The sequence below is a fragment of the Bacteroides cellulolyticus genome (assembly GCF_025567135.1).
Classification (GTDB): Bacteria; Bacteroidota; Bacteroidia; order Bacteroidales; family Bacteroidaceae; genus Phocaeicola; species Phocaeicola cellulolyticus.
In genome coordinates this window covers 178448-193755 of the sequence record NZ_JAOQJJ010000001.1, presented here as the reverse complement: position 1 = coordinate 193755, position 15308 = coordinate 178448, and the positions used below count along the sequence as shown (strand labels likewise).

The following is a 15308-nucleotide window of genomic DNA, read 5'->3' as shown; positions in this document are numbered from 1 at the left end:
AGCCTATGGACAAGACAGACATTAGAATTCCTACTGACGAGGAATTGACCGCTTATATGGAGGAATCTGCTGTAAGTGCAAACGGAGCTTATGAACAGTCACCGGTTGTATTGATGGTAGATGATGCCGCAATCGGTACACTGGGAAACTTCAGTGCCTCTATAGGCAAGGCCAAAAGCAAGAAAACTTTTAACGTAACAGCCATTGCAGCATCGGCATTGAAAAACGGTACTGTGCTGAAATACCGTTCATCATTTCCAGAGGATAAGCGAACTGTTCTGTACATTGATACAGAACAGGGACGCCATCATTGCCAGAAAGTATTGAAAAGAATCCTGCGCCTTGCCGGACTCCCGGAGGACAAGAATCCAGACAATCTGATTATGCTGGCTTTGCGCAAGTACGTCCCTACGATACGTCTGGCTATAGTCGAACAGGCTATCGGTACAATCCCCGATCTCGGACTGGTGATTATAGATGGCATCCGAGACTTTCTTTATGATATCAATTCCCCCAGTGAAGCGACCGATATTATTTCCAGATTCATGCAATGGACGGATGACCGCCAGATTCACATTCATACCATTCTCCATCAGAACAAGAATGACGAGAATGCCCGTGGTCACATCGGCACAGAACTGAATAACAAGGCAGAAACAGTCATGCAGGTAGAAGTGGACAAAATGGACAGAACAGTGAGCGTAGTAGAAGCCATTCATATCCGTGACCGGGAATTTGAACCGTTTGCTTTCCGCATAAACGATGAAGTCTTACCTGAACTGCTCGATTCCTATCAGCCCCAGGAAAAGAAAATCGGAAGACCTGCAAAAGAACCGTTTGATCCGTACAAGGAAATTTCCGAGAGCGTGCATCGGGCAGCTCTGGACGCAGCTTTTACAAACGTCTGTATTACCAGTTATGACGATTATCTGGAACGACTGAAGGAAGGATATGCTCTGCAGGACATTAAGCTGGGACATAACAAAGCAGTTAAAGTTGCCACCTTCCTCAGTAACAAAAGGATGGTCATAAAAGAGGGAAAGGAATATAAAATCAATCCAGACAGCTATTATTGAATCCGGCTTTACTTTATTGGCAGGGTGTACATATTAGAATAAAGCAAAGTCATAAAGACGTTATAGGGAATATTCATCTTCTCCCCTTTTATTGGATAACCAGAATACTTATATCGTTTATGGTAACAGTAGAAATGCCTATTTCATTTGTATATACGACACGGCTTGCCGTGCAGTTTCAACAGGTATCTGTTGCGAGATATGCCAAGGTATAACCTCCACTCTGTTATGGTTGTACATTGGCGCTCTCGCCGGCTTAGCCACTTCGCCGGTGCGGTACTCGCAGGCTCGCACCTTAACCCGTTATAATATTAGATTTTCATGGAAAAAGAAATAATAAAACAAACAGAACAGAACGAGACTCCGGACAACAGGAGAACCGTATTTATCGGGGCCAAAGTCAGCCCCCGACAGAAAGAACATATCAAGTCACTGGCCGAACAATGCGGAATGACCGTAAGCGATTATCTACTTGCGCGGGCATATAATTATAAGCCAAAGGCAAGACTCTCCAAAGAAGAAGCTGCACTGCTGCAGAATCTGGACAACTGCCGTGCTGACCTGGTGAAATACACATCAGCCCTTCATGGAATGAGTGCAAGCCAACGGCACACGATGTTCAACCAGATTCCATTTATGGTGAACTGGCTGAAGGAGCTTGGCAATGTGGCAGAAAATGTCTGCCAGTTCCTAAATTCCGTAAAAGAGCCGAACAGTATTCCAACCAATAATAAAACTGAAGAATCATGATCGCAAAGGCTAAAGCAATATCGCATGGCATAAACGACATCCGATATATAACCGGCGAATCACATAATAAAAAACATCCGGAAAAAATCTATCGGGTATTGGACAATATGATGCCATCGGAACCAGATGCAATGGGTGTCTGGAATTCCATGCAACTCACTCTTTCCCGCTTCCGTCCGGTGAAGAACTCAGTCATCAGGATTGAACTTAGTCCGTCACCCGAACATACCAAGGACTTCACCATTGAAGACTGGCAAAAACTTTGGCAGGATTTCGCTACAGAGTTTGACAAACAAGTGTTCAAAGACAAGGACGAGAAAGTACGAAACTGTCCGACCAATCTGGCCAACAGCAAATACACAGTCTGGCTCCATATGGAATCCAATAGCGGAGTTCCTCATCTTCATGCTGCTGTCTGCCGGATGGATGAAGACGGACAGATCAACAACGACCACAATATACACCTTCGTGCCCAATGGGCAGCGGAAAAAGTGGCAAAGAAACGTGGATGGACGACAGCAAAACAGGTAAGAAATGTCAATATGCCATTGGTTACACGGGATTGTATGAATGTCCTTAAATCCATGTCATCATGGTCATGGGATGAATACAGAGCAGCATTGACAAAGAAGGGATATACCATACATGAGCGAAAGGACAATGATGGTATTCTTCACGGATATGCTATCATGAAAGGAAAGACGAAATACAAAGCTTCCGATCTGGGTATTGGTAGAAACCTAATGGTTTCAAAACTTCCTGCCACTTGGGAGAAACTTCATTATAGGTCAGGCATTGCAGCAAACAACAAACCTAAAGACACTGATTCGAAACAGATTCAGAAGCCATCGGCATCCGCTGATTATACCAAATATAAGATCTACAATCCGAATACGGTTCCCTATACATTGAGTCACGAAGGTCAGGAACATCGGTTCTACATTCCAGAAAAGGTACTCAACCATTTTAACGATGAATTTGATTATCGTTTCGTCTCCAATTCACAGGAGTTAACCGATATGGCAGTAGCAATATTTGTCGGATTGCTGGAAGTTCCCAATGCACCAAACGGAGGTGGCGGTGGTTCACAAAGCGAATTGCCATGGAGAGATAAGGACGAGGATGATCTCCTATGGGCAAAAAGATGTGCCCGTGCTGCCATTCGTACCTTAGGAAAGAAACCGAAAACAGGATTAAAACGATAAGCTTATGAAAAAGAAATTTGATTTTACCGCTGAAATGAAGGAAGCGCAAATTACCAAAAGTACTCCTCAAAATGAATATCTTGAGGAGGAAAAACGTCTGCTTGGCATAAACGTAAAAGAACTTGCCGAGTTGAATGACAATGTGTATGGATTGAGGACGGATCTTACCGCATTGGTAGATTTATTAGAAAAGTACAAGTTGTCTATTACCCAGGATACGCAAGAGCAGGCTGTAAAATTTGGCAATACCGTTCTTGGCCAGTTCATTGACCAAATTGAGATCAAGTGCACAGAGGCAGAGCAGAGGATTGCTCAAATAGATAATCACATTTCTCTATCATATAAGGCATTTTATATTTTGATTGTCATTCTAATTGCCCTATCCTCTTTCTTGGTCTGTATGATCGTGGCGAATGTAGAATTTTTGCATTCCTGGTTAATTTGGAGGATGGTTGCTGCATGTGGGCTTATTCTGATCTTGGGAATTACGATGGTGGTAGTGGTGATGATAATATGTAAAGATAAAAAATAAACACATGAGTTTCAACCGAAGAGATGATAATCGGTTGAAACTCTATTTTAATTCATTGATTATTCAAAACGTATTTGTTTGTAAGTTCTATTTCCCTAACGATTTGAACATTTTTGCGATACAACGTTTCTTTTGCTCCATATTGGGATGGACATAAAGATTAAGCGTTGTAGTAATATTAGAGTGTCCTAGTAATACACTAACAGTTTTATAGTCACAATTACTTTCTATACAGCGTGTAGCAAAGCTATGGCGAAGACCATGAAACTTTAATTTAGGAATATCTAGCTGATTCATGAACCGTTTATAATAATTACGGTATGTTCGTGGTTCTATAGGAGAAATATCATTAGTAAGTACATAATAATCTGCATTAAATACTTTCTTAAGAGGTTTAACTAGGGCCAAAAGTTCTTTACTCATAGGTATTTCTCGACAAGAGTTCTGTGTTTTTGGAGTATTAATAATAAGTTCTGTGTGCCTTTTTCCACCTTCAATTATATATATACGCTCTATAGTGCGTTGAACCTTAATAGTTCCGCTAATCTCATCGATATCACTCCAACGGAGAGCACATACTTCACCAATACGAAGTCCTGTAGTCAGACATATATAGATACCTAAATTACGAAACGTGAAATTTTGTCGAATGTAATCGAGTATTTTCTTATGGTGAGCTATTGTCAGCACTTCTATATTATTATTTTTGCTAATTGTGGGATACTTAATGTCCCATTCATAATAATTCATCCATTCATGTTTTACTCCAAACTTCATAACCATTTTAAGAACTATAAGTATGTCCTTGATTGATTTGGCACTTAGCCCACTTTCCATTTTCTCTAAAACGAAATTTTGTACACTCTGTTCAGGAAGCGAATCATTCTCTCCGAAAGCCGGGAGAATATGATTCTCTAAAATTAGTACGTATGCAGCCATTGTAGACTGCTTCACATAAGACCTTTTATAGTCTTTCCAAGCAATAGCAATTTCTTTAAGTTTCTTGTGATTCATAAATAATCGATATTAATTCATATAATTAGAGATATATAATATGTAATGTTCCAAATCTGAGATTTCCGGAGTTTACAAATGAGTGGGGAAACATAACTATTAAAGAAGCTTGCTCGGAATTCCAGAGTGGTAAAAACATTAAAGCAGAAATGATAACTGGTCAAGGACTTTATCCTGTTTACGGAGGGAATGGCCTACGTGGGTTTACAGAAAGTTATAATCATGATGGAGATTATATACTTATTGGACGACAAGGTGCTTTATGTGGAAATATCAGAAAAGTTACAGGAAAAACGTATGTAACAGAACATGCCATTGCTGTTTGTGCATCAAAGGAAAATGAAACGACATTTTTACAATATCTTTTTCAAAAGATGAAATTGGGACAGTATTCAGACCAATCTGCACAACCCGGTTTAGCCGTAAACAAATTATTACGGCTAAATATAAACGTACCATCAAAAATAGAACAGGCAAAAATAGCCAAAATCTTATCTCTTATCGATGAACGTATTATTACCCAAAACAAAATCATTGAGAAATATGAATCCTTAATTCAGGCAATTATTTATCAGAAAAAGATGGATGGAATACGCGAGGGGAATTGGCAGAAAACGGAATTAAGCAAAGTTCTACAAGAGAGAACAGAAAAGAATATAAATGGCTATACTGTTTGTTCTGTATCTGTAAGTCAAGGTGTCATTAATCAGATAGAATATCTTGGACGCTCTTTTGCTGCCAAAGAAACATCGCATTACAATATTGTTAAATATGGTGACATTGTTTATACAAAAAGCCCAACAGGTGATTTTCCTTATGGAATAGTAAAACGCTGTTATATTAAAAACGCTGTTGCGGTATCACCTCTGTATGGTGTATATAAGCCGATTAATGATAACATCGGAGTTTTTCTGCACTTCTATTTCATGCAGTCCAACAATGCGTTCAATTATTTGCATCCACTTATACAGAAAGGAGCGAAGAACACAATCAACATTACTAACGCCCGTTTCTTGGAAAACTCCATTCCTCTTCCAAAAACAGAGGATGAAGTAGTCTATATTGCTAACGCCCTGACAAGCATTCAAACAAAGATTGATGTAGAGAAAAGTTTGTTATGTTCGTATGAGAAAGAAAAACAATACCTACTTCGTCAGATGTTTATATAAACAACTGACGTAAAAGGTAACTTTTCTGTTCACAAAGTAAATTGGCTATATTCTTTTCGATAGAAAGCTTATCCGAATAGGCTTTGAGAACGGAGTATATTTTGTTCTGTTTTTCTACCGTTGGAAAAAGAAACTTTTTTTTCATGAAATCGCTCTTTTGCAAATTGAAACGTGTACTGCCTTGTGCCAATGGGAAAACAGCCTTTCTAAATGATTTGGTTGAAATATAGTATGCTAAAAATGGAGGGAAAATCTTACTTTCATCTGTGATATGGACACCAAAACAAAAACTATTCAGGTATAAAGGATAAGCATCTCCCAAATACACTGCACCCATTCCAACTTCATCCGGTGTTTCAGATGACAAGGTGAAAAGAATGTCGCCATAGCGGACAACCGATTGTTGCTCTGTCTCATTGATTTTGACTAAACCAACATCGGTTATATCAATGATTTGATTCTGATAGACATTCATATATGTTATGTAGGGCCACCCATTACCAAAATCTTCTGCACTTTTACCTGATAAACCTGAATATGGTTTACCAAAATCATTAAATGACAATTCGACTTTATGCTGTTCTGATTCTATTAAGGTTTCGCATATTGCCTGAATTAAGGATGAAATTTCTGAAATGTCCGCAATTTCAGAAAGATTCTTTACGTCTATAAATGGTGATGTTGTTACATTAGCTGATATATGTGATATAGTTAAAGGTAAACAAGTCAATGGAGAATTTCTTACAGATAGTGGCAATTACTATGTGATGAATGGAGGCATAGAACCATCAGGTTATTATGATGATTATAATACTGAAGCCAACACCATATCTATAAGTGAAGGCGGAAATTCTTGTGGTTATGTACAATTCAATACCACTCCATTTTGGAGTGGAGGACATTGCTATACAATTCAAAATATCACAAATAATGTAGAGAAACTATATCTGTATCATTACCTTAAATGTAATGAGGATACTATTATGAAACTTCGCATTGGCTCAGGATTACCTAATATTCAGAAGAAAGATTTAGCTAAATTCAGGGTAATAGTACCGATAATAGAACAACAAAAAACAATTTCTGCTTTTCTTTCTTTACTTGAAAGAAAAGTCCAAGTAGAAACTGACATCTTAATTGCTGTACAGTCAGAAAAACAATATTTACTTCGCCAAATGTTTATATAAACATCTGACGAAGTAGGTATTGCCGTTGTGCAGCGTAACAATTCAACATGCGTTGTTCTCGTGCTATCTTTGATAACAATGTACCTATAATCTGAGCTATTTGTTTCTGTTCATCCATAGATGGAATACAATGAATAGTATTAAAGTAATCTACAACAGAGATATTAAGTAAACCATGATTTCTTGCACCTTCACCAGCTATATTTGCGACAGTTTTATGCCATTTTTTTGATTCAAAATAATAGATGAGAAAATCAGAATCCACTCTAGCTGGGTCTGGACGAAAACAAATATATAATGGGGATAGTACACCCTGCTCATAATTGTCTAAACGTTTTACTGTCCCCCAAACATAATCTCCCGAATAACTTTTATTATATGCAAAATCTCCCTTTTGTAGAAGGTAATATCCTGACAAATTTTCACTAGCAACATTCTTGTTGAAAAATTCTTCTTGACTAACAAGACCATATTGAGCTGCTATCGTCAAAACTTGCTTACATTGCTCTCCCGTATTTTTTCTGCAGATTCTATGGCAAATATCAGAAAGCCGTACAAAGTGCCAATCACCGAAAAAACCATATAATCTTATTTGTGGTTGCTTATCTTTGGGACTAGAAAAAAGTTTTTCACAGATTGCGGACTTTAGTTTTTTCAAATCCTCAATGATTTTGTTTTGGGTAGCGATTCGTTCATCAAGTAAAGAAAGTAATCTTACAATTTTCTGCTGCTCCTGTAAACTTGGATTATATGTATTGATTGATTTCAAATTTTCACCATATAAATGTACGACAGAAACTCCTTGTGCCAACTTTGCTATCTCTATTTTTCTCTTACTGTTCAGTTGGTATGCCATAAAAGCACCATCATATTTATGCAAGCGTATAATATTCAAGTCACCTCCTAATAAAACATTATCAAATGGGACACAACGAGCAACAGCAATATCAACAGCAGTCTCACCTGAACATGGTATAATTACATCATTTTGTTTACTATGTTTCAGTTTATTTTTCTCAATGTTAGTTTTACTTATTACTTCACTAATAATCTCTGATTTATACTTTGTGTATAATTCTCCGTAAAGTATACAAGGATTTCCATTGCTAGACAATTGTTCTTTTGATATACCTATTCCTTTAGATAATTCTGCTATTTCATCTAGTCGTTCCTTTTTCCATTCCCCCGTAAACTCTGGGAATCTCAGATTTGGAACATTAAGGACTTTTTTATCTTTATTATTTGTCATAGTCATTATTCTTTATCGGGATTAATATCAAACGGCAAAAAGTTGTCACCTTCATTAAAACGGTCAAAATCTGAACTAAACAAGCGATCTTGAATAATTCGGTATTTTTCAAATTCTGCTTCAGCAAATTTCTTGGCAAACTCAGCCGTTACTTTGCCTGCATCGGTAAGGATTGCATCACCACTTGCTTCCAGAATGAGATCAATACGTTTTGCCCAATCTTCCATCGTCATAGGTATATGACGCTTTGCCATACGCTCTGCCATGTCCAGAACTGCATTGACCAAACGTCCCATATCTTCCAATTCTATACCTTTTAGGTAGTTCTTAGCAATACTTACATCAGTCTTGACTATTTTCCCGTCTGGAGCATTCTCCCAGGTAGTCAGTCCCATGTGTTCTTTTTCAGCATTGGCTCTGTTCACAATCAGTTCTGCTGCTGTCTGGCCGTGTACCGCATAATGCATTTTGTTCTGGACCTTTTTAAAAAACAGTTTTGTAGTCGGAGCATCACGATTATAGTCAATTGCAGTGGCATAAATATCGGTAAGTTTCTGATAAAAACGGCGTTCACTCAACCTTATCTCCCTGATTTCGGCAAGCAAATGTTCAAAATAATCTTCACCAATGAAAGAACCGTTTTCCATTCTCTTTTTGTCTATCACGTAGCCACGGATAGAGAATTGACGGATGACTGCAGTGCACCATTGGCGAAATTGTGTGGCTCTGATACTGTTTACTCGATACCCTACAGATATAATGGCATCCAAATTGTAGAACAGGGTCTTTCTGTTGACTTGACGTTCACCTTCCGTTTGAACTACCGAGAAAAACTCGGTAGTTGTTTCTTTCTGTAACTCCTGACTGGCATATATATTCTTAAGATGCAAGCCTATGTTATCTGTCGAACAATCAAATAAGGTTGCCATAGCTTTCTGCGTACACCAGATGGTATCATTCTGATACATCACCTGTATGCCATCTTCCTTGCCCTCAATAGCGAAGATTAGGAATTCTGCCGTACTGTTTCTTATCTCAAACCGTTTTGCCATTATACCTCCATTTATTCAACTAGTCCCAATTCTTTCAAATACACCTCAATCTCTTTGTCCAGTTCGGCACGTTTGGCTTCAAGTTCTTTGATTTCTGCCATTACGGCCTTAATGTCGATAGGTTCTTCTTCCTCAAAGGTATCAACATACCGGGGGATATTCAAGTTGTAGTCATTGTCGGCCACTTCTTGTAAGGTGGCAAGATGACTGTACTTTTCTATTTCCTTACGGTCACGGTAGGTTTCAACAATCTTCTGTATATGCTGTGGACGAAGCTTGTTTTGAGTCTTTACTTTTTCAAACTCCTTGCTTGCGTCAATGAACAGGATATTGTCATCTTCCTTACGGCATTTCTTGAAGACAAGAATACAGGTCGGAATACTTGTACCATAGAATATGTTGGCTGGTAATCCGATAATGGCATCTATGTAGTTCTTTTTTTCTATGAGGAAACGGCGGATAACACCTTCGGCATTTCCACGGAACAATACACCGTGAGGAGCTACGCAAGCCATTGTACCGCCCTCATTCAAGTGATAAATCATGTGCAGGATAAAGGCGTAATCGGCTGTTTTCTTCGGTGCGAGCCGTCCGGCCTTGCTGAAACGATCATCATTGTTGAACTTGTCGGCGGCACTCCATTCGGCAGAGAACGGAGGATTTGCAACTACTGCATCAAATTGGGTGTCTCCAAAAGCGTCCCATTCTAGCGTATCACCGTTTTCTATTTTGAAGTTGCTGAACTTGATTCCGTGAAGCAGCATATTCATTCTGGCAAGATTGTAGGTAGTAGGATTCTTTTCTTGTCCAAATATATCAACAGCCTTTCCTATACTTGCTGCACGTAACAATAACGAGCCGCTGCCACAAGTAGGATCATACACATTGCGCAGACGTTGGTGGCCGATAGAAACAATTTCCGCCAATATACGACTGACTTCCTGAGGCGTATAGAACTCTCCTGCTTTCTTCCCAGCTCCGGCAGCAAATTGAGAAATCATATATTCGTAGGCATCACCGAGAATATCAATTTCCTGTGAGGCTTCCACACCAAAATCTATATCATCCAAAGCAAGAAGCACATTGCTGACCAATGTATTCTTGTCGTCAGCGGTCTTACCCAACTTTGGAGAAGCCAAATCAATATCAGAGAACAGTCCTCCGAAATCCTCTTCGCTATCCTGCCCAAGTGTACTGTCTTCTATGCGTTTCAACGAACGTTCCAGCATTGGCAGGATATTTTCTTTCCGTTTGATAGTGTCTATCACAGATGAAAACAGATATTTGGGCTCTATAAAATAACCAATATTTTCCAGGCACTGGTTTTTGACCTCTTCCTGTAACTCCATAGCATCGGCATCGGTCATATCCCACAATTCTTTAAAAGTGACTTCGTCATCTTCAAGTGCACTGTTGGCGTATTTCTCTATTTTTTCCGACAAGTATTTATAAAAGATAAACCCCAAGGTAAAATACATAAAGTCGCTTGCCGACATATTGCCACGCAAACGGTTTGCGACCTCCCAAAGCTGGTCACGGAGTTTCTGTTGTAATTCTTCGCTCATATTATTTTTTCTTATTTTTCGTAATTAATATTGCATCAGAGATATATACTGCAGGACAATTATAAGAATTGTTAGTCAAACACTGATGCTTGAATTTTCCGCTGAATAGATTTAAGGCAATAACCATATTCCAATATGATGTTGGGTTACATTCATATCCGGGATCAAGACAAAACACATTGAATATGCCATCTTCATCATATTCGTACCCAACGGCAAGAACAGCATGACCACCGCCCGTTTTAAAATCCATACCAAGAATAATGGGGATATTGTCATCTATTGCTGTCTTTACTAACTCCCAAAAATCAGTTTCTCTAAAATTATCATTAATATTGGAATATTGGGCAGTAACAACCTCTCCATAAACCCTATTGACTAATTTGGTAAGCCGATCAAAATAAAAGCCACCTCTTATCATACCATGTTTGTCAAAAAATTCATGGAATAGCTTTTCCGTTTCTGGCGACTTCTTTATATTATCGTATACATCTTCAATCTGAACTCGACTTATCGTCTTCAAGATAAGTAAATTCATCATCAAAGAATATACAGCGCATGCACCATCAATATCTCCTTGACGAATATGAACTGGATGATAATTGCGTTTTTTTATACTACATCCTTTCTCTGTAAGGTATAGACTATCTATAATTTTAATCATTTTCTATAGATTTTTGCTCAAATTGTTTGCGTAAATCATCCAATACCTGTCCATTGTAAGAAAAGTATTTTGCTCCCTGATAGGCATTGGACGGTGTTCTTTTTTCTTCCGGTAGAAAAGTTCCTACGAAGGGTGATAATTTATATATTCTTCCTTCATATTCAATAGAATCATCACTTGCAACTTTTACATTTATATTGGTTGGGATAAAAGTGATGTATTCTCCTACCGGAATATTAACCATACTGAATTTGAATCTTTCCCGTTTCTTCGGACGTTCTATTTCAATTTTTTGCTCCTCCTTTTCAGCATTAGTAACAATAGGTTTATTATCCTTATATTCTGTCACAACTGCATCGTCTACAGTTTGGGCAATATCTCTGAATATATCAAGTGCTACTTTGGGATCGACGTTAAAGAACTCCCTGTTTTGCCTAATACGTAAGTCAGTCAATCGGTCTATAGTCTTATGGACCAACTTCTCAACTTCATTAAACTTGGAAGTTTTCATTGTGGCGAAAATCTCAAATGGAAGCGGAACCGCAGTGTTATCCAATTCCTTTGAGCGTACATCAACAGGACGTGAACTTTTACCAATCTTAACCCAATCCTCACGAAAACTCGGATTCGTAAGAATATACACATAGCCTATTTCTTTATTGTCACTCATATTTTATTCCCAACTAAAAGTTCTTATAATACCACGCAGACGGTCAAGAATGCGTGTCAATGCTTTTCTTGTCTTTATCAGGCCAAGATGTTTCTCTTTCAAAGCCTTTTGTATGATTTCCGGCTGTTCCTTCTGCAAATAGTCATACTCTTTTATATAGAGATTAAGCACCTCGGAAGAAATTTGTTCTTCATCAGCCAAATCACATATAGCTTTATTTCGTTCAGATACAATATACTGGTTCAGGCGTTCCTCCAATTCATTTGTGCCGTCAGCCTTATTACGCCCAGTCATGAAGTTTTCCTTGTCTTCATCCACATTCTTTTTGATAAAGCCGTCTATGAGTTTGGCTTTGCCTCTCATTCCAGCATCCTTAATCATAGTATCAATGATATGCTGGCGTTTGGCAGAATAATCATCGCTATATGGGTCAAGGTCGGCAATGAGTTCAAGGATATAAGCCACATTGATAATGTCACTATGCAGAAGTTCAAGACAGAAATCTATATCTTCCAAGCCTTGATTACTGCCGTATGGCACAGGGTCTTCCGCAACAACTGGTGGTGTAACTGGAGGATTGATAAAGCCAACTGTTATGTCGAGATATTTACTCTTATAGTCGTTGAATTGTTGTTCTGTCAGTCCAAGATCGTCCGCATCTTCGCTATAATCTTCGTATATCTGGATTTCTGCGTGTTTGCGGATTATATCACGAAAAGCAAGCACAAAATTCTTTTTGTCGTTTTCACTTTGCAGAAAGTCTATGCTGCCGGGCGTAGGATATTTTTGAAGAAACTCTGTTGCTAAAGTTCTGTATTCCTGTTTTACTTCCTCAAACGGAGGGCGCACTATATCCTCAGGATTGTCAGAGTTACTAAATAACCTGATAGACGTATCAACATTACTTTTCAAGTCACGAAAACAAACGATTTTACCAAAACGCTTCTTCTCGTTCAGTACTCGGTTGGTACGACTGAACGCTTGCAGCAAGCCATGATACTCCATGTTTTTATCCACATAGAGCGTATTCAGTTTCTTGCTGTCAAAGCCGGTTAAGAACATACCCACGACAAGGCAAAGGTCAAGCGGTTTCATATCCGCTTTCTTCTTTTTCATGCGCAGATTGATGTCATCATAGTATGCTCGGAAATTCTCAGTCGTGAAAGCTGTTCCGAACATTTTATTGTAATCATCCATGATGGCTTGCAGTTCGTCAGCTTCGCCTACACTTTGACTTGTATATTGACCTGTACCCATACCTGTCTGGTCATCATCCTGGCTACTATTGGCTGCGTACGTAAACACTGCACCGATTCGGATTTTAGGGGTCAAAGATTTGAAAATCTTGTAATAGCGTATAAGCATCGGAACGGACTGCACGGCAAACAAGGCATCAAAATCTCCATCAAATGTGGATTTGTTGAAATTGTTAAGGATGAATTTTGCAATTTCTTCCATTCGGGCTTGATTGTCATTATCAACGACTTCATTGCCGTGATAGTATTCTACAAGGAAACCAAGCACGTTTTCATCCGCAATGGCATCCTTAATCAGATATTTATGGAGGCAATTGCCGAATATTTCTTTGGTGGTATGTCCGTCCACCGCATTCTCAGTAAAGATAGGCGTTCCGGTAAAGCCGAATATCCGGGCATTGTCAAAGAACTTCATAATCTTCTTGTGGCTGTCCCCGAAATGACTGCGATGACACTCATCAAATATCATTACGATACGTGAGTGACGGACAGATTCAATCTTATTGCTATACCAAGTCTTGCTGACTGCAGAGTTGAGTTTCTGAATGGTAGTGATAATAATCTTTGAATTGCTTTGCAGTCGCTTCACAAGTTCATCCGTATTGTCGGTACTATCCACCGCACCCGGCTCAAATGCCTCGTATTCCGATTGTGTCTGAGTGTCGAGGTCATGACGGTCAACTACAAACATCACCTTATCTACATCATCCAATTCCGATACAAGCTGTGCCGCCTTGAATGAAGTTAATGTTTTTCCAGCACCTGTTGTATGCCAGATATAGCCATTGTCGTTAGAGTTTTGTACCCTGTCCAAAATCTTCTCTACCGCATAAAATTGATAAGGGCGAAGCACCATCAGGCACTTGTCGCCCTCATGCAGTACAATATATTTTCCTATAATTTTACCGAGCGTACACTTCTCTAAGAAAAATACGGCAAACTTATCCAACTCATTGAACGGATGATTGGCAGCATCAGTCCAGTTGAATGTGAATTTATAACCACTATTCGGATTATTGGCGAAATAACGTGTATTTACTCCGTTGGATATGACAAACAACTGGATATAGTCAAATAGTCCGTGGAATGAAGTCTTGTGGTAACGCTGTATTTGATTGTATGCTTGTTTCAGTTCCACGCCTCGGCGTTTCAATTCAATCTGAACCAAAGGCAAACCATTTATAAGAATGGTTACATCATAGCGGCATTTCTTACGTCCTTCCACCGTAATTTGGTTCGACACCTGAAACTCATTCTGACACCATTGCTGACGATTGAGAAACTCCACCCAAATCCGCTTGCCATCTGACGTGTCAAGCGGATAGAGGTCCCGGAGTTTTTTTGCTTTTTCAAAGCGCGTACCACCTTCTAGGTAGATAAGTATCTTTTCAAATTCCTCACCGGTAAATTCAGTACGACCATGCTCTGACAACTGCTTACGGTTATGCTTCTCCAACTGCCGTTTGAAATTGGCTTGAAGATTATCTTCCTCTGCAATCTGGATATATTCATAGTCCATTTGTTGAAGGGTAGCGATAAGTCCGGCTTCTAATGCCGCTTCACTTTGTATTGACATACTTTTATCTTGCTATGATGTTTTACTTCTTTAATTCAGTATTTAATACTTTGATATCTAGTGCATCTTCTATCTTACACATGGTTTCTAATGATAGATTCTCACGTCCTTTCAACACTTTTGAAACATATTGTTGAGTACAATTCATCTTTTTAGCCAAAGTCCGTTGTGTTAAACCAAGCTCAACCATTCTACTAGACATAACTGTCGCTATAGCTAGAGAGTTATTCTTCCATCTTTCTTCAGATTTGTTCTGAATTATTTCTGAACCTATTTTGATATGTTTTTCTACCATATTGTATATCAAAAAAATACCTTTACCTAACTCATTAGGCAAAGGTAC

Annotated in this window: 15 protein-coding genes; 6 read left to right on the top strand and 9 right to left on the bottom strand. The window is 38.7% G+C overall.

The window, feature by feature from the left end; translation table 11 throughout:
- The first annotated feature begins 5 nt into the window (after positions 1–5).
- The 4 genes from OCV82_RS00815 (at position 6) to OCV82_RS00800 (ending at position 3563) form a co-directional block, all read left to right on the top strand.
- On the top strand, positions 6–1076 hold the full coding sequence (locus OCV82_RS00815; RefSeq protein ID WP_154042646.1) for an AAA family ATPase: 1071 nt from the start codon (positions 6–8) through the stop codon (positions 1074–1076).
- Between the two features lie 321 nt (positions 1077–1397).
- Positions 1398–1826 (top strand): plasmid mobilization protein, encoded by a 429-nt coding sequence (locus tag OCV82_RS00810; protein WP_154042645.1) that lies wholly within the window; start codon positions 1398–1400, stop codon positions 1824–1826.
- Entirely contained in the window at positions 1823–3031 is a 1209-nt protein-coding gene (locus OCV82_RS00805) for a relaxase (protein ID WP_154042644.1), read from the top strand. The genes OCV82_RS00810 and OCV82_RS00805 overlap by 4 nt, the downstream gene beginning before the upstream one ends.
- A 4-nt stretch (positions 3032–3035) precedes the next feature.
- A complete protein-coding gene (locus tag OCV82_RS00800) occupies positions 3036–3563 on the top strand; it encodes a hypothetical protein (RefSeq protein ID WP_262542713.1) in 528 nt (175 codons plus the stop codon).
- Positions 3564–3650: 87 nt separating this feature from the next.
- Here the strand turns inward: OCV82_RS00800 and OCV82_RS00795 are convergent, their stop codons facing one another.
- Positions 3651–4577 carry a tyrosine-type recombinase/integrase gene (locus OCV82_RS00795; protein WP_154042643.1) on the bottom strand — a complete coding sequence of 309 codons (927 nt, stop codon included), beginning with the start codon at positions 4575–4577 and terminating at the stop codon, positions 3651–3653.
- Between the two features lie 35 nt (positions 4578–4612).
- Between OCV82_RS00795 and OCV82_RS00790 the strand changes: the two genes are divergently transcribed.
- Positions 4613–5746: a restriction endonuclease subunit S gene (locus OCV82_RS00790; RefSeq protein ID WP_154042642.1), complete on the top strand. Its 1134-nt coding sequence runs from the start codon at positions 4613–4615 to the stop codon at positions 5744–5746.
- Here the strand turns inward: OCV82_RS00790 and OCV82_RS00785 are convergent.
- On the bottom strand, positions 5739–6311 hold the full coding sequence (locus tag OCV82_RS00785; protein WP_262542712.1) for a restriction endonuclease subunit S: 573 nt from the start codon (positions 6309–6311) through the stop codon (positions 5739–5741). The genes OCV82_RS00790 and OCV82_RS00785 overlap by 8 nt on opposite strands.
- Positions 6312–6381: 70 nt before the next feature.
- Between OCV82_RS00785 and OCV82_RS00780 the strand changes: the two genes are divergently transcribed.
- Complete coding sequence (locus tag OCV82_RS00780; RefSeq protein ID WP_081023363.1) at positions 6382–6933, top strand: restriction endonuclease subunit S; 552 nt, start codon at positions 6382–6384, stop codon at positions 6931–6933.
- Here OCV82_RS00780 and OCV82_RS00775 read toward each other — a convergent pair.
- The 7 genes from OCV82_RS00775 to OCV82_RS00745 are packed head-to-tail and all read right to left on the bottom strand — an operon-like array spanning position 6926 to position 15260.
- Entirely contained in the window at positions 6926–8188 is a 1263-nt protein-coding gene (locus OCV82_RS00775) for a restriction endonuclease subunit S (protein WP_154042641.1), read from the bottom strand. The two genes, OCV82_RS00780 and OCV82_RS00775, sit on opposite strands and share 8 nt — an antisense overlap.
- A complete protein-coding gene (locus OCV82_RS00770; protein ID WP_154042640.1) occupies positions 8188–9234 on the bottom strand; it encodes a virulence RhuM family protein in 1047 nt (348 codons plus the stop codon). Before OCV82_RS00770 ends, OCV82_RS00775 begins: the two co-directional genes overlap by 1 nt.
- Positions 9235–9245: 11 nt before the next feature.
- Positions 9246–10799: a type I restriction-modification system subunit M gene (locus OCV82_RS00765; protein ID WP_154042639.1), complete on the bottom strand. Its 1554-nt coding sequence runs from the start codon at positions 10797–10799 to the stop codon at positions 9246–9248.
- Position 10800: 1 nt separating this feature from the next.
- Positions 10801–11463, bottom strand: coding sequence for a C39 family peptidase (locus OCV82_RS00760; RefSeq protein WP_154042638.1), 663 nt, complete (start codon positions 11461–11463; stop codon positions 10801–10803).
- Positions 11456–12133: a GIY-YIG nuclease family protein gene (locus OCV82_RS00755; RefSeq protein WP_154042637.1), complete on the bottom strand. Its 678-nt coding sequence runs from the start codon at positions 12131–12133 to the stop codon at positions 11456–11458. The genes OCV82_RS00760 and OCV82_RS00755 overlap by 8 nt, the downstream gene beginning before the upstream one ends.
- A 3-nt stretch (positions 12134–12136) precedes the next feature.
- Positions 12137–14965 (bottom strand): type I restriction endonuclease subunit R, EcoR124 family, encoded by a 2829-nt coding sequence (locus OCV82_RS00750; protein WP_154042636.1) that lies wholly within the window; start codon positions 14963–14965, stop codon positions 12137–12139.
- 22 nt (positions 14966–14987) lie between these two features.
- The gene (locus OCV82_RS00745; protein WP_154043058.1) at positions 14988–15260 is read right to left on the bottom strand and encodes a helix-turn-helix domain-containing protein; all 273 of its coding nucleotides are present in this window, start codon (positions 15258–15260) and stop codon (positions 14988–14990) included.
- Positions 15261–15308: the final 48 nt, after the last annotated feature.

What these genes read in the sequence shown, in the direction of transcription:
- OCV82_RS00770 (WP_154042640.1), bottom strand. Translation starts at nt 9,234, where the DNA reads ATGGCAAAACGGTTTGAGATAAGAAACAGTACGGCAGAATTCCTAATC.
- OCV82_RS00800 (WP_262542713.1), top strand. Translation starts at nt 3,036, where the DNA reads ATGAAAAAGAAATTTGATTTTACCGCTGAAATGAAGGAAGCGCAAATT.
- OCV82_RS00755 (WP_154042637.1), bottom strand. Translation starts at nt 12,133, where the DNA reads ATGAGTGACAATAAAGAAATAGGCTATGTGTATATTCTTACGAATCCG.
- OCV82_RS00745 (WP_154043058.1), bottom strand. Translation starts at nt 15,260, where the DNA reads ATGGTAGAAAAACATATCAAAATAGGTTCAGAAATAATTCAGAACAAA.
- OCV82_RS00795 (WP_154042643.1), bottom strand. Translation starts at nt 4,577, where the DNA reads ATGAATCACAAGAAACTTAAAGAAATTGCTATTGCTTGGAAAGACTAT.
- OCV82_RS00765 (WP_154042639.1), bottom strand. Translation starts at nt 10,799, where the DNA reads ATGAGCGAAGAATTACAACAGAAACTCCGTGACCAGCTTTGGGAGGTC.
- OCV82_RS00810 (WP_154042645.1), top strand. Translation starts at nt 1,398, where the DNA reads ATGGAAAAAGAAATAATAAAACAAACAGAACAGAACGAGACTCCGGAC.
- OCV82_RS00805 (WP_154042644.1), top strand. Translation starts at nt 1,823, where the DNA reads ATGATCGCAAAGGCTAAAGCAATATCGCATGGCATAAACGACATCCGA.
- OCV82_RS00760 (WP_154042638.1), bottom strand. Translation starts at nt 11,463, where the DNA reads ATGATTAAAATTATAGATAGTCTATACCTTACAGAGAAAGGATGTAGT.
- OCV82_RS00780 (WP_081023363.1), top strand. Translation starts at nt 6,382, where the DNA reads ATGTCCGCAATTTCAGAAAGATTCTTTACGTCTATAAATGGTGATGTT.
- OCV82_RS00815 (WP_154042646.1), top strand. Translation starts at nt 6, where the DNA reads ATGGACAAGACAGACATTAGAATTCCTACTGACGAGGAATTGACCGCT.
- OCV82_RS00775 (WP_154042641.1), bottom strand. Translation starts at nt 8,188, where the DNA reads ATGACTATGACAAATAATAAAGATAAAAAAGTCCTTAATGTTCCAAAT.
- OCV82_RS00750 (WP_154042636.1), bottom strand. Translation starts at nt 14,965, where the DNA reads ATGTCAATACAAAGTGAAGCGGCATTAGAAGCCGGACTTATCGCTACC.